This window comes from Bradyrhizobium japonicum USDA 6 (assembly GCF_000284375.1).
GTDB classification, from domain to species: Bacteria; Pseudomonadota; Alphaproteobacteria; order Rhizobiales; family Xanthobacteraceae; genus Bradyrhizobium; species Bradyrhizobium japonicum.
On the sequence record NC_017249.1, the window covers coordinates 8772745 to 8791861 of the forward strand.

Here is a 19117-nt window from a genome sequence, read left to right on the forward strand (position 1 = left end):
CTGAAGGCCTTCGTCATGACCGACCGACGTCCCCTGCTCCGCGCGCTCTACGACGCCGCCGTTGCCGCCGCCCATCCCAGCACGATTCTGGCGCCGCATCTGCGGCCCGCGCCGAAAGGGCGCGTGATCTGCCTCGCCGCCGGCAAGGGCGCGGGTGCGATGGCCGCGGCCGCCGAGCGGCATTATCTCGATACGCTCAAGCTCGCGCCGGAGCGCCTCGTCGGCATCGCCACCACGCGCCACGGCTACGGCGTGCCGACGCGCCGCATCCGCGTGGTCGAGGCCGGTCACCCCGTGCCCGATGAGGCCGGCCTGAAGGGCGCCGCCGATACGCTTGCGCTCGCGAGCGAGGCCGGGCCGGACGATCTGCTGCTGGTGCTGCTCACCGGCGGCGGCTCGGCGAACTGGATCGCGCCGGTGGACGGCATCAGCTTCGCGCAGAAGCAGGCAGTCAACAAGGCGCTGCTCCGCTCGGGCGCGCCGATCGGCGAGATGAACACGGTCAGGAAGCATTTGTCGCGGATCAAGGGCGGCCGGCTGGCGCGCGCCGGCAAGAATGCCGCCGAAATCGTGACGCTGGCGATTTCCGACGTGCCGCACGACGATCCGTCCGCCATCGCCTCCGGCCCCACCGTGCCGGACCCGACCACGCTGGCAGATGCGCGCGCGATCGTCGCGAAGTACAAGCTCGCCATCGACGACGCCGTCCGCCGCGCGCTCGACGATCCCGCCAACGAAAGCGCCAAGCCGGGTGACGCCGCCTTTGCGCGCGCGCATTTCGAACTGATCGCGCGGCCCAAGCAATCGCTCGACGCCGCGGTGAAGCTCGCCAAGGAAGCGGGCTATGAAACCATCGATCTCGGCGCCGATCTCGAAGGCGAGGCCCGCGAGGTCGCCGCCAATCACGCCAGGCTCGCGCTTGAAGCACGCGCGCAGGGCAAGCGCCTCGCGATCCTCTCCGGCGGCGAGCTCACCGTTACCGTGCGCGGCAATGGGCGCGGCGGCCCCAACCAGGAATACGCGCTGGCGCTCGCCTCCCTGTTGAAGGACACGCCTGACATCTCCGCTCTCGCCGGCGACACCGACGGTGCCGATGGCGGCGCCGGCCATCCCACCGATCCCGCCGGCGCGCTGATCGATGCTGCAACGTTCGCGAAGATGAAGGCGCTGGCGCTTCAGCCGCAGGCGTATCTGGACAACAACGACGCGACGACGTTCTTCGAGGCGACCGGCGATCTGCTGATGCCGGGACCGACGCTGACGAACGTGAACGATATCAGGGTGATTTTGGTGGATTGAGGCACCTGCCCAGGTCTCGCTGTCATTCCCCGCGCAGGCGGGGAATCCAGTACGCCGCGGCCTGTCGGTTCGATCACAAACGTCTCGGAGTACTGGATCGCCCGGTCAAGCCGGGCGATGACAGCAGAGAACGTGAATCCCCCTCAAAACTCGTTCGCGATCTTCGAGAGCATCACGATCAGGGCTTCGCGGTTGGACTGCCCGAGCAGCTCGTTCAGCCGGGACTCGTGCTTGGTGGCGACGAGCTTTTTCGCTCGGGTCAGCACGGCCTTGCCCTTGTCGGTCAAGACCAGGATGTGCGAGCGGCGGTCGTTGGTGGAGCGGATCCGCGCGCAGAGGTCGCGGCTCTCCAAATTGTCGAGCATCGCCACGAAGTTTGGGCGCAGGATGCCTAGCGTCGAGGCGATCTCGGTCTGGTTACGGCCCGGATTCTTCTCGACCAGCAGCAGCACGGAGAACTGCGCGGGCGTGAGCTGGAGCGAGGCCATGCAGCGCAAGAAGTTCTCGAACACCTTGAGCTGCGCCCGCTTCAGCACGTAGCCGAGCTGCTCGGAGAGCTCGCCAAGCTGGAGGGCTTCGGGCTGGGCCTCGGCCGCGTCCTTGCGGCCCTTGGCCGCGTCGCCGGGCTTTTCGGAAGACTTTTCAGCGGTTTTGGAAACGGTCATCGCCTCGTGCTCGTGATCCCGCTAAATTCGGGGCGGGTCGTCCACCCACCCTTGAAGTTATATTTGATAATTGTTATGGACCATATCAAATATCGTCAGCGTTTCAATGGCTGTGAGCGGACCGTCCACCGCAATTGCGGAGGCCGGTCCCGATCTTTGAGGGGGAGCGTCCGGTCTTGAATACCACCATCATGCTGTTCCTGGTACAGGACGGCATCACCAATGGGGCGATCTATGCGCTGCTTGGCCTGGCGCTGGTGCTGGTGTTCGCCGTCACGCGGGTCATCCTCATTCCCCAGGGCGAATTCGTCACCTACGGCGCGCTGACCTATGCCTCGCTGGCCGCGGGCCAGATGCCGGGCACGGCCAAGCTCGCGCTGGCGCTGGGTATCGGCGCCTTCGTGTTCGACCTGTTCGTGGCGCGCAAGGCGCTGCACGGCCGCCTGATCGTGCGCAGCCTCGTCACCAATGTCGTGCTGCCGGCCATCGTGCTGGCGCTGACCATCACCTTCGCCGCCCAGAAGCCGCCGGTGGCGGTCTGTATCGCGCTGTCGCTGGTGATCGTGGCGATGATCGGCCTCTATCTCTACCGCATCGCCTTCCAGCCGCTGGCGCACACCTCCGTGCTGGTGCTGCTGATCGCATCGGTGGGCGTCCATCTCGCGCTCCAGGGACTGGGCCTGCTGTTCTTCGGCGCCGAAGGCCAGCGCGGACCCGCCGTGCTGTCAGGCGCGTTCACCGCCGGCGCGCTGCGCTTCACCGGCCAGAGCATCACCGTTTACGCCATCACCATCACCTTCATCGTCGGACTCTGGCTGTTCTTCGGGCTGACGCTCTACGGCAAGGCGCTGCGCGCGACCGCCGTGAACCGGCTCGGCGCCCGCCTTGCCGGCATCCGCACCACGCTGTCCGGCCAGATCGCCTTCCTGCTGGCCTCCGTCATCGGCGCGCTGTCGGGCATCATGATCGTGCCGATCACCACGCTCTACTACGACTCCGGCTTCCTGATCGGCCTGAAGGGCTTTGTCGCCGCGATCATCGGCGGCCTCGTCAGCTATCCGCTCACCGCCGTCGCGGCGCTGGTCGTCGGCATCGTCGAGGCGTTCTCGTCCTTCTACGCCTCCAACTACAAGGAAGTGATCGTCTTCATGCTGCTGATCCCCGTGCTGCTGCTGCGCTCGCTCGCCGCGCCCGCGGTCGAGGAAGAGAAGGACTGACGCGCATGCAGAGCCGGCTTCCCATCCTCATCTTCGCGCTTCTCATGGCGGCGATCCCGCATCTCCCGGGCATGCCGCCGTTCTGGATCGTGCTACTCGACAATATCGGCCTTGCCGCCCTCGTCGCGATGGGCCTCGTGCTGCTCACCGGCGTCGGCGGCTTGACCTCGTTTGGCCAGGCGGCTTTCGTCGGCTTCGGCGCCTACACCACCGCGGTGCTGTCGACGGCCTATGGCCTGTCGCCATGGCTGACCTTGCCGCTGTCGCTGCTCGTCAGCGGATCGTTGGCGGTGCTGCTTGGCCTCGTCACCGTCCGTCTCTCCGGGCACTATCTGCCGCTCGGCACGCTCGCCTGGGGGCTGGGCCTGTTCTATCTCTTCAGCAAGCTGGAATTTTTGGGAAGAAACGACGGCATCTCGGCGATCCCGCCGCTGTCGATCGGTTCGTTCAAGATGCTCTCGCCCGGCTCGATCTATTACGCGATCTGGGTTGCCGTGATCCTCTCGGCCCTGCTCACGATGAACCTGCTGGATTCCCGCACCGGCCGCGCCATCCGCGCGCTGCGGCGCGGACACGTCGCGGCCGAAGCGTTCGGCGTGCACACGCCGCGCGCCAAGCTCCTGGTGTTCATCCACGCCGCGGTGCTGGCCGGTCTCTCCGGCTGGCTCTACGCGCATCTTCAGCGCGCGGTGAACCCGACGCCGTTCGGCGCGCAGGCCGGCATCGAATATCTCTTCATCGCGGTGGTCGGCGGCGCCGGCTATGTCTGGGGCGGCGTACTGGGCGCGGCGATCGTCGTGGTCCTGAAGGAGGTGCTGCAGAGCTATTTGCCGCTGATCCTGCCCGGCTCCGGCCAGGTCGAGACCATCGTGTTCGGCATCATGCTGGTGGCGCTGCTCCAGCTTGCGCCCGGCGGCGTCTGGCCCTGGCTGATGTCGTTCCTGCCGGAGCGCACCAATGGCAAGAAGCCGGACACCTCGCTGAAACTGGAGCAGCGCACCCGCGCGGCCGGCCAGTCCGGCGTCCTGCTCCAGGTCGAGAAGGCGCGAAAGCAGTTCGGCGGCGTGATCGCGGTCAACAACGTCTCCTTCGACGTGCAGGCGAAAGAGATCGTCGCGTTGATCGGACCGAACGGCGCCGGCAAGAGCACGACGTTCAACCTGATCACCGGCGTGCTGTCGGCGACCTCGGGCTCGATCTCGGTCCTCGGCAAGAAGGTCGACAGGGCGCCTCCGCAGGAGATCGTCAAGCTCGGCATCTCCCGCACCTTCCAGCATGTGAAGCTCGTCCCTGACATGACCGTGCTGGAGAACGTCGCGATCGGCGCGCATCTGCGCGGCCATTCGGGACCGATCTCCTCGATGCTGCGGCTCGACCGCGCCGATGAAGCGAGGCTGCTCGCGGAGGCCGCCCGCCAGATCGAGCGCGTGGGCCTCGCCGAGCAGATGCATCAGCTCGCAGGTTCGCTCTCGCTCGGCCAGCAGCGCATCGTCGAGATCGCGCGTGCGCTGTGCGTCGATCCGATGCTGCTGCTGCTCGACGAGCCGGCCGCCGGCCTGCGCCACATGGAGAAGCAGCGCCTTGCCACGCTGCTCCGCGAACTGCGCGACGGCGGCATGAGCGTGCTTCTTGTCGAGCACGACATGGGCTTCGTGATGAACCTCGCCGACCGCATCGTGGTGCTCGATTTCGGCACCAAGATCGCGGAAGGCACGCCCGCCACGATCAAGACCAATCCCGAAGTGATCAAGGCCTATCTCGGAGTGGCGGCATGAGTGCGCTGTTGTCCGTCGCCGACGCCCATGTCGCCTATGGCAAGGTCGAGGCCGTGCGTTCGGTCTCGCTCGAGGTCGGCGCCAACCAGATCGTCACCATCGTCGGGGCCAATGGCGCCGGCAAGACCACGCTGCTCTCCGCCATCATGGGCATCTTGCCGCTGAAAGGGCGCGTCGCCTTCGCAGGGCAAGATCTGTCACGGCTCGACATCGAGGACCGCGTCGCGATGGGGCTCGGCCTCGTTCCAGAGCACCGCGAGCTGTTCGTGACCATGAATGTCGAGGACAATCTCGAGCTCGGGGCCTTCCGCATCGAGCGCAGCAAGGCGAAAGCCTCGATGGAGCGCGTCTACACGCTGTTCCCGCGGCTGAAGGAGCGGCGCAAGCAGTTGGCGGGCACCCTCTCCGGCGGCGAGCAGCAGATGCTCGCAATGGGCCGCGCGCTGATGGGCGAGCCGAAGCTCTTGATGCTGGACGAGCCGAGCCTCGGCCTCGCCCCGATCATCGTCGCCGACATCTTCCGCATCGTCACCGAGCTCCGCGCCGGCGGCGTCTCCGTGCTGCTGGTCGAGCAGAACGCGCAGGCCGCGCTGAAGATCGCGGACCAGGCCTATGTGATGGAGCTCGGCGAGTTCGTGCTCAGCGGCAAGGCCAGCGATATCGCGGCGAACGAGCGCGTGGCGGCCAGCTATCTCGGCTTCCAGCACGAAGGCGCGAGTGTGATCTGATTTCCTGGCTGGCTCCTCTTCCCTCTCCCTCGTTGGAGAAGTAAGCGCGGGTAAACGTGCCGGATGAGGGGCTCTCTCCACCAATGACGACGTGGGACCATCGCCTGCGGAGAGACACCCCTCACCCCTCTCGCGGCTATGCCGCGAGCCACCCTCTCCCGCAGGGGGAGAGGGTGTACCGTGCGAGCCGAACTAGCTTTCGCTTGAAGACAGACTCGCTTTCCCCTTCAACGCCGCGACCTCCGCTTCCAGCTCCGCGATCCGTTGGTCCCTCGCCGCCAGCGCTGCCGCGACATCCGGCGCATCGAACTTCTGCGGAATGTGCTGCGGGCAGTTGGTGTCCCACGCCGCGATCTTGAACAGGATCACCTGCTCCGGGCGCGCGCGGTAGCCCTTAGGCATCAGCGACGTCGTCAGCGCCTCGTCGTCCTCGACGACGCGCGCCTCGCCCCAGATCTTCACGCGGCGGCGATGGGCGTAGTCCATCACGAAGATATAGGCCTTGGGATTCTCGGACAGGTTTCCCTGCGTGATGTATTGCCGGTTGCCGGCATAGTCCGTGAAAGCCAGCGTCTGCTTGTCCAGCACCTTCAAAAACCCCTTCGGGCCACCGCGATGCTGGATGTAGGGCTGGCCGTCGGCCGAGGCGGTGGCGAAATAAAAGCTGTTGGCGTCAGCCAGGAACGCCGCAAGGTTCTCATCGACCTCGGTGCGCCAGCCGCGCTGCTCGGAATGGGCATAGCCTTCGCGCGATCCCTTTCGGGTCTGGATCGATTTCACCGCCGGCGTGAACGCCACGTCGCTGGCGTAGGTCTGAGCTGCCGTCATCGGAACATCTCCTGAAATCCCGGCGCATTCCTGCGTCTTTCGGGGTCTAAATTGGCCCTTCCGGCGACCAAAACAATCCGGCGGCTTGACACTTCATAATTGCGTTATATGCAATAATACCATGGACCGCCTCGAAGCCATGCACGTCTTCGTCACCGTCGCCGATCTGCGCGGCTTTGCGCCGGCGGCGCGCAAGCTCCAGCTGTCGCCTTCGGCCGTGACGCGGCTGATCGCGGCGCTGGAGGAGCATCTCGGCGCGCGGCTGCTGCAACGCACCACGCGGCAGGTGAGATTGACCGATGTCGGCACGCGCTATCTGGAGCGCGCGCGGCGAATCCTCGCCGACGTCGAGGAGGCCGACGGCTCCGCGCGGGAGGAACGCAACCGGCCGAGCGGGCGTCTCGTGGTGTCAGCGCCGATCGGCTTCGGCCGGCTCCATGTCGGGCCGGTGATGACCGCCTACCTCAAGCGCTATCCCGAGGTCGCCTGCGAACTCAGGCTATCTGACCATCTGGTCAACCTCGTCGAGGATGCCGTCGACGCCGCCGTCCGCATCGGCCATCTCGCCGACTCCTCCCTCGTCGCGCGCCAGGTCGGCGAGATGCGGCGGATCGTGGTGGCGACGCCGGGCTATCTGAAGCGCCATGGCGAGCCGAAGACGCCGGAGGCGCTGCTCGAACACCAGACCATCGCGTTCGGCCCGTCCGCGAGCTGGCGCTTCGTGCAGGACGGCCGCGACATCGAGGTCATGGTCAACCCGCGCTTCACCAGCAACAGCGCCGACGCCGCCCTGCAATATGCCGAGGCCGGCGGCGGCGTGACGCGCGTGCTGGCCTATCAGGCCGCGGAGGGCCTCAAGCGCGGGCGGCTCAAGATCGTGTTGGCGAAATACGAGCAGCCGGCGCTGCCGATCCACATCGTCTATCCGACCTCGCGCCTGCTCTCGGCCAAGGTGCGCGCCTTCATTGATTTGGTCTTGGAGATGGCCGAGTGGAAGTTTGGGTGATGGTCTCGTGTCCCTGACGCGCTGCAACGCGTAGCGTTGCTGCGCAGAGCCGGGACCCAGAAGGCCAGAGCATGGGCTGCGGATGGATGGGCCCCGGCTCTGCGCAGCGGCACTTCGCGCCGCACCGCGTCCGGGGCACGAGAGCCTTACGCCTTCTTTGGCACCACGCGGAACGTCCCGCTCGCCCGTGCGATCACAACGCCGTCGGCCTTGATCAGGCATTGCGCGAAGCAGATCGTCTTGCCGGTCTTGATCACGTCGCTCTCGATCGAACACCACTGCCCGATCTCGGCGGAGCCGACGAAATCGACCGAGAGTGAGACCGTCACGAACGAAGTGGTCCAGTTCGTCACCAGCGCGCAGCTATAGCCCATGGCGTTGTCGGCAAGCGCGGCGATGAGGCCGCCGTGGATCAAGCCACGGCCGTTGGTGTGCGGCCTTGCCAGCCGGAGGCCAATAATGACGGCCTTGTCGGTGTTCTTCGCGTAAAGCGGCTCCCAGGGTTCGGTGAGAGGGCTCTTGCGAAACAACGGCTCGAAGCCGTCGGGAATGTCGGTGTCGATCATAGCGTGCCTCGCGTTGCTGGCTGGCGCCATTGAACGCGATCTGGATGACAGTTTCACCGCCTACAAAGTTTTAAACGGAATTTGCGCAGGTGTTTGAAATGAGCGGTGCCGTCATTGCGAGGAGCGAAGCGACGAAGCAATCCAGACTGTCGCCGCGGAAAGATTCCTGGATTGCTTCGCTTCGCTCGCAATGACGATGTGGAGAGAGCACGCGATGCCGTAGGGTGGGCAAAGGCGCGAAGCGCCGTGCCCACCGTCTCGCCTGGAATAGAGAAGAAGCGGTGGGCACGCTGCGCTTTGCCCACCCTACGGCACCAACGTCACAGTCCTAAAACGGCAGCCCCACATAGTTCTCCGACAGCGACGTCATCGCAGCCTGCGACTGCGTGACGTAGTCGAGCTCGGCGAGCTGGATGCGCCCGCCGATGGTGCCGGTGTCGGGAAATTTGTGCAGCATCGAGGTCATCCACCAGGAGAAGCGCACCGCTTTCCAGACCCGCGCCAGCGCCGTGGCGGAGTAGGCGTCGATGCCGGCGTTGGATTTCTCGTCGTAGAATTCGCGGAGTGCGTTCGACAGATAATGCGCATCGCTGGCAGCTAAGTTCAGCCCCTTCGCGCCGGTCGGCGGCACGATGTGGGCGGCGTCGCCGCACAGGAACATCGTGCCGAACCGCATCGGCTCGGCGACGAAGCTGCGCAGCGGCGCAATGCTCTTCTCGATCGAGGGGCCCGTGACCAGACTGTCGGCCGCCTCCTGGTCGAGCCGGCGCTTCAATTCGTCCCAGAAGCGGTCGTCCGGCCATTGGTCGACATGGTCGTCGAGCGCGCACTGCACATAGTACCGGCTGCGCTTGGTCGAGCGCATGGTGCAGAGCGCAAAGCCGCGGGCATGGTTTGAATAGATCAGCTCGTGGCTGACAGGGGGCGTCTCCGAGAGGATGCCGAGCCAGCCGAACGGGTAGATCCGCTCGAACTCCTCGATCGCCGTGGCCGGGACGCTGGTCCGGCTGACGCCGTGAAAGCCATCGCAGCCGGCGATGAAGTCGCAATCGATCGTGTGGGTGACCCCGTCCTTGACATAGGTGACGCGAGGCCGACTGCCGTCGAAATCGTGCGGCTGCACGTCCTTGGCCTCGTAGACCGAGGTGAGGCCCGCGGCCTTGCGCGCATTCATCAGGTCGAGCGTGACCTCGGTCTGGCCATAGATCATGACCGTCTTGCCGGTCGCGGCCTTCATGTCGATGCGGTGACGGCGGCCGGAAAAGGCGAGCTCGATGCCTTCATGCACCAGGCCTTCGGCATGCGCCCGCGCGCTGGCGCCGATCTGGTCGAGCAGCGCGACGGTTCCCTCCTCGAGGAGGCCGGCACGGATGCGGCCGAGCACGTAGTCCGGGCTCTGCCGCTCCAGAATCACATTGTCGATGCCGTATTGGTGCAGCAGTTGCCCAAGCAACAATCCGGCCGGCCCGGCCCCGATGATTGCGACTTTTGTCCGCAATACTTGCTCCTCCCGATCCTGTAGGTTTTCGCCGCGGCTCGCTTGTCGCGTCGGTCCGCGCAAGATAATTATATCATATAATCGTTGGGCAAAAGGGGAGTGCGCCCGAGCAGCGACAAATCCATGCAACATGGCTGACGTAGATGACGCGGCGGCACGCCGCGCCAGTTCCGGCTTGAATGCGCCGGCAAATTAGATAACATGTTAATTAATGAGACCGGGCCATCGAAGCCCGCCGTCGAAACAGGGAGAGACGACCGATGAGGAAAGCCTGTCTGGCTTTGCTGCTGGCAGCAAGCGTGAGCCCCGCGTTCGCGCAGGACAAGACCTTCGACCTGAAAGTCTCGCACTGGGTGCCGGCGTCGCATCCGCTGCAGAAATCGCTGGAAGACTGGGTGGCCGCGGTGAACAAGGATTCCGGCGGCACGATCACCGGCAAGGTGTTTCCCGCCCAGCAGCTCGGCAAGGCGTTCGACCATTACGACATGGCACGCGACGGCATCGCCGACGTCACCTATGTCAATCCCGGCTATCAGCCCGGCCGCTTCCCGATCGTCGGCGCCGGCGAATTGCCGTTCCTGATCTCGGACGCCAAGGGCGGCTCGATGGGGCTGGACGCCTGGTACCGCAAATATGCCGAGAAGGAGATGAAGGACGTCAAATACTGCCTCGCCTTCGTCCACTCGCCCTCCTCCTTCCATTCCAAGACCAAAAAGATCGTGATGCCGGAAGACGTGAAGGGCCTGAAGATCCGTCCCGCGCACGCCACCATGGCGAATTTCGTCACCTCGCTCGGCGGCACCAACGTGCAGTCCTCCGCGCCCGAAGTGCGCGACATCATCGAGCGCGGCGTCGCCGACGGCGTCACCTTCCCCTGGGGCTCGCTGGTGCTGTTCGGCATCGACAAGGTGACCAAGTACGACATGGAGGCGCCGCTCTACACCACGACCTTCGTGTTCGTGATCAACAAGGACAAGTACAACGCGATGTCCGACAAGCAGAAGGCCGCGATCGACAAGAACTGCTCGACCGAGATGGCCGGCATGGTCGGCGAGCATTGGGGCAAGTTCGAGGATGCGGGCATCGACAAGGTCAAGGCGGAATCAAATCATGAGGTCTACAAGCTGACACCCGAGCAGACCGCCGCCTGGAAGAAGGCCGCCGAGCCGCTGGTCAAGACCTGGGGCGAAGGCGCCAAGAAGGCCGGCGCCGATCCCGACGCCGCGTTGGCGGATCTGAAGGCCTCACTGAAGAAGTACAACGCGCTGGCGGAGTAGGCGCCGCGGCGAAAGAAGCACGGTGGCGAGGACATCTCGCCGCCGTTGTTCTGCAGGCGGGTTGCACGGTGAGGAGCGCACGCCGCTTCCTCCCCCTCTCCCCGCCTGCGGGGAGAGGGTTGGGGTGAGGGGGAGTCTCCGCGGGGGCGGTGACAGTTGGACTCGCGGAGAGTCCCCTCACCCGGAATCCGCGCTTCCAGCGCGAATTCCGGCCTCTCCCCGCACGCGGGGAGAGGCAAAGTGCGCGGCGACATCTGAATCAAGAGAATGACCTCACGCGATAGGACTCTCCCATGAAGCGCTCCTGGATGGACCGCATCATCGACACGATCGAATGGATCGCGGCCGGCTTCGTCGGCATCGTCGCGCTCGACATCTTCCTGTCGGTGCTGCTGCGCAACACGCTGAACTACTCGATCCCCGATTCGTTCGATATCGGCCGCATGTTGCTCGGCATCCTCATCTTCTGGGGCATCGCCGCGACGTCCTATCGCGGCACGCACATCACGGTCGATCTCGTCTGGGGCAATGTCGGACCGCGCTACCAGCGCTGGATCGACGTGTTCGCAACGCTGGTGCTGCTGTTCGTCGTCACCGTGCAGACCTGGACGCTGTTCGACAAGGTGCGCGGCACCTACAACGACAACGTCCAGACCTTCGACATGCACATGCCGACCTGGCCGTTCTTCGCGGTCGCGTGGATCGGTGATGCCGCGGCCGTGCTGCTGATCGCGATCCGCACCTATCGCCTGATCTTCCATCCCGAAGACATGCACGATCCCAAATTGAAGGCGACGGAGTAATCATGAGCACCGATGCCGTCGCCTTAATCGGCTTCGTTTCCCTGTTCGTCCTGATGCTGCTGCGCGTGCCCGTCGGCATGGCCATGGGCCTCGTCGGCGTGTCCGGCTTCGCCTATCTCGTCAACGGGACGGCGGCGCTTAAGCTGGTCGGCCAGACCTCGATGCGCACGGTCACAGACTACACCTTCGGCGTCATCCCGATGTTCCTGCTGATGGGCTCCTTCGTCAGCAATTCTGGCATGAGCCGCGAGCTGTTCCGCGCCGCCAACGGCTTTGTCGGGCATCTGCGCGGCGGGCTCGGCATCGCCACCGTCGGCGCCTGCGGCGGCTTTGCCGCGATCTGCGGCTCCTCCGTCGCGACCGCCGCGACCTTCTCCGCCGTCGCCTATCCCGAGATGCGCCGCTTCGGCTATCCGCAGTCCTTCGCCACCGGCGTGATCGCGGCGGGCGGCACACTGGGCGCGATGCTGCCGCCCTCCACCGTGCTCGCGGTCTACGGCATCATTACCGAGCAGGACATCGGAAAGCTCTTCATCGCCGGCATCATTCCGGGTCTGCTGGCAATGACCATGTACATGATCACGATCTTCCTGATCGGTCATTTCCGCCCGGACTTCCTGCCCAAGGGCAAGGTGCTGCCGTGGCGCGAGCGCTTTGCGGGCCTGAAGGACATCTGGGCGCCGGTCTTGCTGTTCGTCTTCGTCATCGGCGGCCTCTACGGCCTGCCGTTCCTGCCGCGCTTCACGCCGACGGAGGCCGGTGGCGTCGGCGCCGCGGGCGCCTTCATCATCGGCGTGGTCACGGGGCGGCTCGACCGCGAGAAGATATTGGCCTCGCTGCTGCAGGCGACGCGCACCGCGGCCGCCGTGTTCACGGTGCTGATCGGCGCGCTGATCTTCGGCTACTTCCTCACGGTGACGCAGACGCCGCAGAAGGTCACCGAATTCCTCACTGGTCTCGGCCTCGGCCCCTACGGCGTGCTGGCGCTGATCATGGTGATGTATCTCGTGCTCGGCTGCCTGATGGACGCCATGGCGATGATCATCCTCACCGTGCCGATCATCTTTCCCGTGATCACGCATCTCGGGTTTGACCCGATCTGGTTCGGCGTCATCATCGTGATGACCGTCGAGCTCGGTCTGATCCATCCGCCGGTCGGGATGAACGTCTTTGTCATCAAAAGCGTGGTGAAGGACGTCTCCTTCTCCACGATCTTCAAGGGCGTGATTCCCTTCGTGGCGACGGATCTGGTGCGGCTGGTGATTTTGATCGCGTTCCCGCTGCTGGCGACGTGGCTGCCAACACGGATGATGGCGCAATGACGAGGTGAAGCGATGACCACACCCGCGCTCGAGACCAAATACGTCTTCACCATCACCGCAAAGATTGGCGACGTCGTCACCGTCGGCGAGACCGGCATTGGGGTCCGCCGCATCATCCCGATCATCGGCGGCGAGGTGACGGGCGCGATCACGGGCAAGGTGCTGCCGTTCGGCGCCGACTTCCAGACCATCCGCCCCAACGAGCTGATCGATCTCGAAGCGAAATACGCCTTCGAGACCGATGACGGCGCCATCGTCTATGTCGAGAACAAGGGCATGCGCTTCGGCCCGGTCGAGCTGCTGCACAAGCTGAAGCGCGGCGAGCCGGTCGATCCGAAGCTGATTTACTTCCGCACGGTCCCAAGATTCGAGACGGGGCACGACAAATATCGCTGGCTGATGCAGCACATTTTTGTGGCCTCAGCCGCACGCCATGCCGACCGCGTCGTGATCGACGTGCATCAGGTGATGTGAGGGTCACGCATGCCGCGATTGTGGCGGTGCCGAGCGCACTACTTCGCCGCAGCGATCCAGTCGGTGGCCTTTACCCGCGCGACCAGTTTTGGCTGTCCTGACGGATCGGGCTTGTAGACGAACGCCTCGCCTTCCTGCACATCGCCGGCGTCCTTGCCGAAGGCGTCGGCAAAGTTGGTCTTGTGGGTGACCAGGATTGTATCGGTTGCCCGGGACGGAGGCGTGTTGACGAGGTCGCGCACCGCGGCGCCCGCCTTGCGATTGGCGCCGCCCGGGTTCGCCATCGCCGATGCGCTGCCCCCACTGTCGGTCAATGCGTCGACCGCCTGAACGTCCCGGCTGGACAACAGTTTTCCCGTCTCGACGGCGCGGTTGAGCTTGCTGGTGAGCACAAGACCGATGGGAATGCCGAGCTTCCTGACGGCCCGGCCGACGTCCGCAGCCATCTCGCGCCCGTTCGCGCTGAGCTGACGCTGCGCCGTCATGTCGGTGACGTTGAGGGGATAGACGTCCTTTTGACTGTCGTCCGTTGCGCCATGGCGGAACATGATGACATAGCCACCGCCCCGGAGCTCGCTCACCAGCGCATCGGTATCGACCGCTCCTGCCGGATACAAAGGGGCCAGAAAGACCAGGAGAGCGATGCAGGCAATCTTCCTCATTGGACACCTCCGATGAGCCGGCCATCAGTCCACGCACCCAAATGCCCGCGGCGGCGCCGAAAAGCTTTGCCGGGCGCTTGCGGTTTCCTTGATTGTTGCTCCAGATTCGCCCTTTTCGGCGGCGAGGCCCGCGGTCAGCAACCCTGAATCCGCCTTTGACCCAGAGCTCGGCTGGTTTCAGGATGGTCCGGCGCAAGGTTATGCAGACCACGGGAGTCCCACCATGTCTCTTATGGCTTCCAGCGAACCAGCTCCCCGACACACCCTCGACTCCGCCGAAATGGGCGCCATCGCTCATCTCTACCGCGGCGAGGTCTATCGATCGACGATCTGGCGAACGCGGCTCGACAACACGACCAATTGGGCGATCGTCACGATGGGCATCGCACTGTCGACGACCTTTTCGAGCCCGGAGGCTTCGCCTCTGCCGCTCGTACTCGTCGGACTGCTCCTTGCCGTGTTCCTTGGTATGGAGGCGCGGCGTTATCGCTATTTCAATGTCTGGCGTGCCCGGGCTCGTTGGCTGGAGAGGAATTTCTATGCGCCAATCTTCACCGGTGAAGCGCACGATGACAGCTGGAAGGATGTTCTCGCGCGCGACTACACTGCGCCCCGCCATCACATTTCGTTTGTCCGCGCAGCCGGACGGCGGTTGCGTCGCAACTACGTCTGGATCCTCGCCATCCAGGCAACCGCCTATTACGGCAAGATTGCAATCCATCCGACACCTGCGTTGACCTTGACGGAACTTATTGATCGCGCCGCCGTCGGACCGATTCCCGGCTGGATCGTTCTGATCATGGGCTTTGCCTACAATTTCGGGTGGCTGGCGTTCGCGCTCGGCACGATGTGGCTCGACCAACGCGAGCACGGGACCAAGGGCGACCAGGTGGCGATGGGTTGATGACGCGGAGCGGTTAGCCGTTCCTGGGGGAGCCGAGACGAGTGTAGCAGCCCCGCCGTCAGGGAGGACTGCTCCGTCTTGACTCCCCAAAATTCGTTATACAACATAACTATTCTGACAAGGACGCAAATGACACAGGGAAACGCCGAGACCGCTGACGCGGGCGCCTCCGGGCTTTTGAGGATCGAGCGGGCGGACCGGGTTCTGACCGTGGGCCTGAACCGGCCGGCCAAGCGCAATGCGCTCAATGACGGCATTATCCTCGAAATCGGCGAGTGCTTTGCCTCCCTGCCCGAGGATATCGGCGCGGTCGTCATCCACGGCATCGGCGATCATTTCTCCAGCGGTCTCGACCTCTCCGAGCTCCAGGACCACGACGCGACCGGCGGCCTCCTCCATTCCCAGATGTGGCACCGGGTGTTCGACCGCATCCAGTACAGCCGCGTGCCTGTGATCGCCGCGCTCCGGGGCGCCGTGATCGGCGGCGGGCTGGAGCTTGCCTGCGCCGCCCATATCCGCGTCGCCGAGCCCTCGACCTATTTCGCCCTGCCGGAAGGGCAGCGCGGCATCTTCGTCGGCGGCGGCGGCTCGGTGCGGCTGCCGCGACTGATCGGCGTTGCCAGGATGATGGACATGATGCTGACCGGCCGCGTCTACAGCGCGACCGAAGGCGCCTCCTACGGCTTTACGCAATATGTGACGGAGGCCGGCAACGGGCTCGGCAAAGCTCTGGAGCTTGCGACCAAGGTTGCCGCCAACGCACCGCTGACGAACTTCGCCGTGCTCCAGGCGCTGCCGATGATCGCGGAGGCCAATCCGCAGGCCGGCCTGTTGATGGAATCGCTGATGGCAACGGTTGCGCAGAGCGACAAAGAGGCGAAACGCAGGATCCGCGAATTCCTCGAACACAAGACCGCAAAGGTGAAGCCGAAGTCATGAGCGGACAGCCGTCCTCTTCCAGCATGGAGCGCGGCGCGAGCACTTCCCCGCTGCGGCCCATTTCGTTCGGCGATCCCGTCGTCAACATCGAGCGGCGCGACGACGGCACGATTTACCTGCGGCCCAAGCAGCCGCTCGGCGACTATCCAGTCCGCCTCACTGACCGCCTGCATCACTGGGCGACGACGACGCCGGACCGCGTCTTCATGGCCGAGCGCGAAGGCGGCCGCGGCTGGCGCAAGATCACTTACGCCGAGTTGCTCGCCGCCAGCCGGCACATTGCCTCCGGCCTGATTGCGCGCGGCCTGTCGGCGGAGCGGCCGGTCGTCATCCTGTCAGGCAATTCGATCGACCACGCGCTGCTCGCGTTCGGCGCGTTCTATGCCGGAATTCCGTTCTGCCCGGTGTCGCCGGCCTATTCGCTGGTGTCGAAGGATTACGGCAAGCTCTCTTACCTGATGAAGCTGCTGACGCCCGGCCTCGTCTTCGCCGAGGACGCCGGCAAGTTCGCGGATGCGCTCGCCGCCAATGTCTCTGATGGCACCGAGATCGCCGCGTCCTGGGGCAGCGTGCCGGGCCGCGACGTCACCCTGCTCGCCGACCTCATGGCGACGCCGATCCGCAGCGATCTCGACGAGGTGCACGGCAAAATCGGCCCGGACACCATCGCAAAATTCCTGCTGACGTCGGGCTCGACCGGCAACCCCAAGGCCGTCATCAACACCCAGCGCATGATCTGCGCCAACCAGGTGATGTTGCGCGAGACGCTCGCCTTCCTCAAGGACGAGCCGCCCGTCATCATCGACTGGCTGCCCTGGAATCACACCTTTGGCGGCAACCACAATATCGGCCTGACGCTCTACAATGGCGGCTCGATGTATCTCGACGCCGGCAAGCCGGTGCCGGGCGGCATCGAGGAGACCGTGCGCAATCTCCAGGAGATTTCGCCGACGGTCTATTTCAACGTCCCCAAGGGGTATGAATCGCTGCTGCCTTATTTGCGCGACGACCAGGGCCTGCGCGCAAAGTTCTTCGACCGGCTGCACGCGATGTTCTTCTCGGGCGCAGCACTATCGCCGTTCGTCTGGAACAGCCTCGACGAGCTCGCGGTGAAGGAAAAAGGCTACCGCGTGCCGATGCTGACCGGCTTGGGCGCGACCGAGACCGCGCCGTTCTTCATGTCGGTTAATCCGCGCACCAGCCGCTCCGGCCATGTCGGGTTGCCCGTGTCGGGCAATGACGCCAAGCTGGTGCCGAACAACGGCAAGATGGAGGTGCGGGCCAAGGGGCCGAACGTGATGCCCGGCTATTGGCGCCAGCCCGACATCACCGCAAAATCCTTCGACGAGGAAGGATTTTACAAGATGGGCGACGCGCTCAAGCCCGTCGATCCCGACGATCTCAACGCCGGCTTCGATTTCGACGGCCGCGTCAGCGAAGACTTCAAGCTCGGCAGCGGCACCTGGGTCAGCGTCGGCCCGCTGCGTGCGCGCTTCGTCGCGGCCTGCGCGCCGCTGGTGCGCGACGTCGTCATCGCCGGCATCAACCGCGACGAAATCTCGGCGCTGGTGCTGCTCGATCTCGACGGCTGCCGGCTGATCAACCCGACGCTGCCGGCCGACGATCTCACCGTCACCGCCCGCGACCGGCTGGTCCGTGAAGCCTTCCGCGAGCGCCTGACGCGCTTTCTGTCTTCGGCCACCGGTTCCTCGACGCGGATCACGCGCGCGATCCTGCTGGATACGCCGCTCTCGATCGACAAGGGCGAGGTCACCGACAAGGGCTCGATCAACCAGCGCGCGGTGCTCGAGCATCGCGGCGCGCTGATCGAGGAGCTCTACGCTGCCAATCCATCAGACCGTGTGATATCGGTCGGGTAAGAAACCATCGCTACAGGAGAACGCCATGTTGTTGAAGGATCAGGCAGTCATCGTTACCGGCGGTGCATCGGGACTGGGCGCTGCGACCGCGCGAAAGCTGGCGGCGCAGGGCGCCAAGGTCGCGGTGTTCGACCTCAATGCCAAGCTTGCGGAGACCGTCGCCGCCGAGCTCAAGGGCGTCGCCGTGACCTGCGACGTCTCCGACGCCGCCTCGGCTGAGGCCGCGATCACGCAGGCGACCAAGGCGCATGGACCCGCGCGCGTGCTGGTGAACTGCGCCGGCATCGGCGTCGCCAAGCGCGTGGTCGGCCGCGACGGGCCGATGGCGCTTGCCGATTTCGACAAGGTGATCAGGGTCAACCTCATCGGTACCTTCAACATGTTGCGCCTCGCCGCAACCGAGATGTCCAAGCTCGAGCCGCAGGCGACCGGCGAGCGCGGCGTCATCATCAACACGGCGTCCGTTGCCGCCTATGACGGCCAGATCGGCCAGTCGGCCTATTCGGCCTCGAAGGGCGGCATCGTCGGCATGACGCTGCCGATCGCGCGCGAGCTCGCGCAGTTCGGCGTCCGCGTGCTGACGATCGCGCCGGGCCTGTTCCTGACGCCGCTGCTCGCCAACCTGCCGCAGGAAGCGCAGGACTCGCTCGCGGCTGCGATCCCGTTCCCGCGCCGGCTCGGCCATGCCGACGAGTTCGCCGCGCTCGCGCTGCACATGGTCGAGAATTCGTACCTGAACGGCGAAGTGGTGCGCCTCGACGGCTCGCTGCGCATGGCGCCGAAGTAAGGCGCAACGAAAGCAGGGCCATCGCATGTTCGTGAACCGGCGCGACGTCCAGATCCAGTGGGGCGATTGCGACCCCGCCAACATCGTCTATTACCCGCGCTATTTCGCGATGTTCGACGATTCGACGTCGACCCTGTTCGAGGTCGCCGGATTCTCCAAGCAGGACTTGGTCCGCAAATACGGCCTGGTGGGCATCCCCATGGTCGACACGCGGTCCAAGTTCTACATCCCTTCGACCTATGGCGACTGGATCACCATCGAGACGAAGATCGAGAGCATCAAGCGCTCGAGCTTCGAGGTGAAGCACAACGTCTACAAGGGCGAGGCGCTGGCGATCGAGGGTTTTGAGACCCGCGTCCTGGTCGGCCGCGATCCCGTTAACCCCGACAAGCTGAAATCGGCACCGTTTCCGGCGGAAATGGTCGCCAAATTCACGGGAAATTAGGTCTGGAGCTAAATCGCCGCATCGCCAAAAGAGGGGGCTGAA

General features: G+C 64.9%; 19 protein-coding genes. 14 read left to right on the forward strand and 5 right to left on the reverse strand.

What is annotated here, in order from left to right:
- Window positions 1–15 precede the first annotated feature (15 nt).
- The gene (locus tag BJ6T_RS40360; RefSeq protein ID WP_014498272.1) at window positions 16–1299 is read left to right on the forward strand and encodes a glycerate kinase type-2 family protein; all 1284 of its coding nucleotides are present in this window, start codon (window positions 16–18) and stop codon (window positions 1297–1299) included.
- A gap of 143 nt (window positions 1300–1442) precedes the next feature.
- Here the strand turns inward: BJ6T_RS40360 and BJ6T_RS40365 are convergent, their stop codons facing one another.
- The gene (locus tag BJ6T_RS40365) at window positions 1443–1964 is read right to left on the reverse strand and encodes a MarR family winged helix-turn-helix transcriptional regulator (protein ID WP_014498273.1); all 522 of its coding nucleotides are present in this window, start codon (window positions 1962–1964) and stop codon (window positions 1443–1445) included.
- 176 nt (window positions 1965–2140) lie between these two features.
- Here BJ6T_RS40365 and BJ6T_RS40370 point away from each other — a divergent pair, with 176 nt between their 5' ends.
- Genes BJ6T_RS40370 through BJ6T_RS40380 form a run of 3 tightly spaced genes read left to right on the forward strand, consistent with a single transcriptional unit; the run spans window position 2141 to window position 5684 of the window.
- Window positions 2141–3181 carry a branched-chain amino acid ABC transporter permease gene (locus BJ6T_RS40370; protein ID WP_014498274.1) on the forward strand — a complete coding sequence of 347 codons (1041 nt, stop codon included), beginning with the start codon at window positions 2141–2143 and terminating at the stop codon, window positions 3179–3181.
- Between the two features lie 5 nt (window positions 3182–3186).
- On the forward strand, window positions 3187–4956 hold the full coding sequence (locus tag BJ6T_RS40375; protein WP_014498275.1) for a branched-chain amino acid ABC transporter ATP-binding protein/permease: 1770 nt from the start codon (window positions 3187–3189) through the stop codon (window positions 4954–4956).
- The gene (locus BJ6T_RS40380) at window positions 4953–5684 is read left to right on the forward strand and encodes an ABC transporter ATP-binding protein (RefSeq protein ID WP_014498276.1); all 732 of its coding nucleotides are present in this window, start codon (window positions 4953–4955) and stop codon (window positions 5682–5684) included. The genes BJ6T_RS40375 and BJ6T_RS40380 overlap by 4 nt, the downstream gene beginning before the upstream one ends.
- A gap of 192 nt (window positions 5685–5876) precedes the next feature.
- Here BJ6T_RS40380 and BJ6T_RS40385 read toward each other — a convergent pair whose 3' ends face one another.
- Complete coding sequence (locus BJ6T_RS40385) at window positions 5877–6512, reverse strand: pyridoxamine 5'-phosphate oxidase family protein (protein WP_014498277.1); 636 nt, start codon at window positions 6510–6512, stop codon at window positions 5877–5879.
- 121 nt (window positions 6513–6633) lie between these two features.
- On the opposite strand from BJ6T_RS40385, the gene BJ6T_RS40390 reads away from it, so the two are divergent.
- Window positions 6634–7518 carry a LysR family transcriptional regulator gene (locus BJ6T_RS40390; RefSeq protein ID WP_014498278.1) on the forward strand — a complete coding sequence of 295 codons (885 nt, stop codon included), beginning with the start codon at window positions 6634–6636 and terminating at the stop codon, window positions 7516–7518.
- 146 nt (window positions 7519–7664) lie between these two features.
- Here BJ6T_RS40390 and BJ6T_RS40395 read toward each other — a convergent pair whose 3' ends face one another.
- Both BJ6T_RS40395 and pobA read right to left on the reverse strand, forming a co-directional pair.
- Entirely contained in the window at window positions 7665–8084 is a 420-nt protein-coding gene (locus BJ6T_RS40395; RefSeq protein ID WP_014498279.1) for a PaaI family thioesterase, read from the reverse strand.
- 328 nt (window positions 8085–8412) lie between these two features.
- Window positions 8413–9582, reverse strand: a complete 1170-nt coding sequence (gene pobA, locus BJ6T_RS40400) for a 4-hydroxybenzoate 3-monooxygenase (protein ID WP_014498280.1) — start codon at window positions 9580–9582, stop codon at window positions 8413–8415.
- A gap of 260 nt (window positions 9583–9842) precedes the next feature.
- Between pobA and BJ6T_RS40405 the strand changes: the two genes are divergently transcribed.
- The 4 genes from BJ6T_RS40405 (at window position 9843) to BJ6T_RS40420 (ending at window position 13458) form a co-directional block, all read left to right on the forward strand.
- Window positions 9843–10859, forward strand: a complete 1017-nt coding sequence (locus BJ6T_RS40405; RefSeq protein WP_014498281.1) for a TRAP transporter substrate-binding protein — start codon at window positions 9843–9845, stop codon at window positions 10857–10859.
- Between the two features lie 293 nt (window positions 10860–11152).
- Entirely contained in the window at window positions 11153–11662 is a 510-nt protein-coding gene (locus tag BJ6T_RS40410; protein WP_014498282.1) for a TRAP transporter small permease, read from the forward strand.
- Window positions 11663–11664: 2 nt separating this feature from the next.
- Window positions 11665–12984, forward strand: coding sequence for a TRAP transporter large permease (locus tag BJ6T_RS40415; RefSeq protein ID WP_014498283.1), 1320 nt, complete (start codon window positions 11665–11667; stop codon window positions 12982–12984).
- Between the two features lie 12 nt (window positions 12985–12996).
- Entirely contained in the window at window positions 12997–13458 is a 462-nt protein-coding gene (locus tag BJ6T_RS40420) for a DUF3237 domain-containing protein (protein WP_014498284.1), read from the forward strand.
- 38 nt (window positions 13459–13496) lie between these two features.
- Here BJ6T_RS40420 and BJ6T_RS40425 read toward each other — a convergent pair whose 3' ends face one another.
- Complete coding sequence (locus BJ6T_RS40425) at window positions 13497–14120, reverse strand: histidine phosphatase family protein (RefSeq protein WP_014498285.1); 624 nt, start codon at window positions 14118–14120, stop codon at window positions 13497–13499.
- 88 nt (window positions 14121–14208) lie between these two features.
- On the opposite strand from BJ6T_RS40425, the gene BJ6T_RS40430 reads away from it, so the two are divergent.
- The 5 genes from BJ6T_RS40430 (at window position 14209) to BJ6T_RS40450 (ending at window position 19075) form a co-directional block, all read left to right on the forward strand.
- A complete protein-coding gene (locus tag BJ6T_RS40430) occupies window positions 14209–15024 on the forward strand; it encodes a DUF2270 domain-containing protein (RefSeq protein WP_307724529.1) in 816 nt (271 codons plus the stop codon).
- 129 nt (window positions 15025–15153) lie between these two features.
- Window positions 15154–15963, forward strand: coding sequence for a crotonase/enoyl-CoA hydratase family protein (locus tag BJ6T_RS40435; protein WP_014498287.1), 810 nt, complete (start codon window positions 15154–15156; stop codon window positions 15961–15963).
- A complete protein-coding gene (locus BJ6T_RS40440; RefSeq protein ID WP_014498288.1) occupies window positions 15960–17843 on the forward strand; it encodes a feruloyl-CoA synthase in 1884 nt (627 codons plus the stop codon). Before BJ6T_RS40435 ends, BJ6T_RS40440 begins: the two co-directional genes overlap by 4 nt.
- A 25-nt stretch (window positions 17844–17868) precedes the next feature.
- Window positions 17869–18630 (forward strand): 3-hydroxyacyl-CoA dehydrogenase, encoded by a 762-nt coding sequence (locus tag BJ6T_RS40445; RefSeq protein ID WP_014498289.1) that lies wholly within the window; start codon window positions 17869–17871, stop codon window positions 18628–18630.
- Window positions 18631–18655: 25 nt separating this feature from the next.
- Window positions 18656–19075 carry an acyl-CoA thioesterase gene (locus BJ6T_RS40450; protein WP_014498290.1) on the forward strand — a complete coding sequence of 140 codons (420 nt, stop codon included), beginning with the start codon at window positions 18656–18658 and terminating at the stop codon, window positions 19073–19075.
- Window positions 19076–19117: the final 42 nt, after the last annotated feature.

Bases quoted from the DNA above. Each gene is read 5' to 3' on its own strand.
- BJ6T_RS40360 (WP_014498272.1), top strand. From the start codon at position 16: ATGACCGACCGACGTCCCCTGCTCCGCGCGCTCTACGACGCCGCCGTT.
- BJ6T_RS40365 (WP_014498273.1), bottom strand. From the start codon at position 1,964: ATGACCGTTTCCAAAACCGCTGAAAAGTCTTCCGAAAAGCCCGGCGAC.
- BJ6T_RS40375 (WP_014498275.1), top strand. From the start codon at position 3,187: ATGCAGAGCCGGCTTCCCATCCTCATCTTCGCGCTTCTCATGGCGGCG.
- BJ6T_RS40380 (WP_014498276.1), top strand. From the start codon at position 4,953: ATGAGTGCGCTGTTGTCCGTCGCCGACGCCCATGTCGCCTATGGCAAG.
- BJ6T_RS40385 (WP_014498277.1), bottom strand. From the start codon at position 6,512: ATGACGGCAGCTCAGACCTACGCCAGCGACGTGGCGTTCACGCCGGCG.
- BJ6T_RS40390 (WP_014498278.1), top strand. From the start codon at position 6,634: ATGGACCGCCTCGAAGCCATGCACGTCTTCGTCACCGTCGCCGATCTG.
- BJ6T_RS40395 (WP_014498279.1), bottom strand. From the start codon at position 8,084: ATGATCGACACCGACATTCCCGACGGCTTCGAGCCGTTGTTTCGCAAG.
- BJ6T_RS40405 (WP_014498281.1), top strand. From the start codon at position 9,843: ATGAGGAAAGCCTGTCTGGCTTTGCTGCTGGCAGCAAGCGTGAGCCCC.
- BJ6T_RS40410 (WP_014498282.1), top strand. From the start codon at position 11,153: ATGAAGCGCTCCTGGATGGACCGCATCATCGACACGATCGAATGGATC.
- BJ6T_RS40415 (WP_014498283.1), top strand. From the start codon at position 11,665: ATGAGCACCGATGCCGTCGCCTTAATCGGCTTCGTTTCCCTGTTCGTC.
- BJ6T_RS40420 (WP_014498284.1), top strand. From the start codon at position 12,997: ATGACCACACCCGCGCTCGAGACCAAATACGTCTTCACCATCACCGCA.
- BJ6T_RS40425 (WP_014498285.1), bottom strand. From the start codon at position 14,120: ATGAGGAAGATTGCCTGCATCGCTCTCCTGGTCTTTCTGGCCCCTTTG.
- BJ6T_RS40435 (WP_014498287.1), top strand. From the start codon at position 15,154: ATGACACAGGGAAACGCCGAGACCGCTGACGCGGGCGCCTCCGGGCTT.
- BJ6T_RS40440 (WP_014498288.1), top strand. From the start codon at position 15,960: ATGAGCGGACAGCCGTCCTCTTCCAGCATGGAGCGCGGCGCGAGCACT.
- BJ6T_RS40445 (WP_014498289.1), top strand. From the start codon at position 17,869: ATGTTGTTGAAGGATCAGGCAGTCATCGTTACCGGCGGTGCATCGGGA.
- BJ6T_RS40450 (WP_014498290.1), top strand. From the start codon at position 18,656: ATGTTCGTGAACCGGCGCGACGTCCAGATCCAGTGGGGCGATTGCGAC.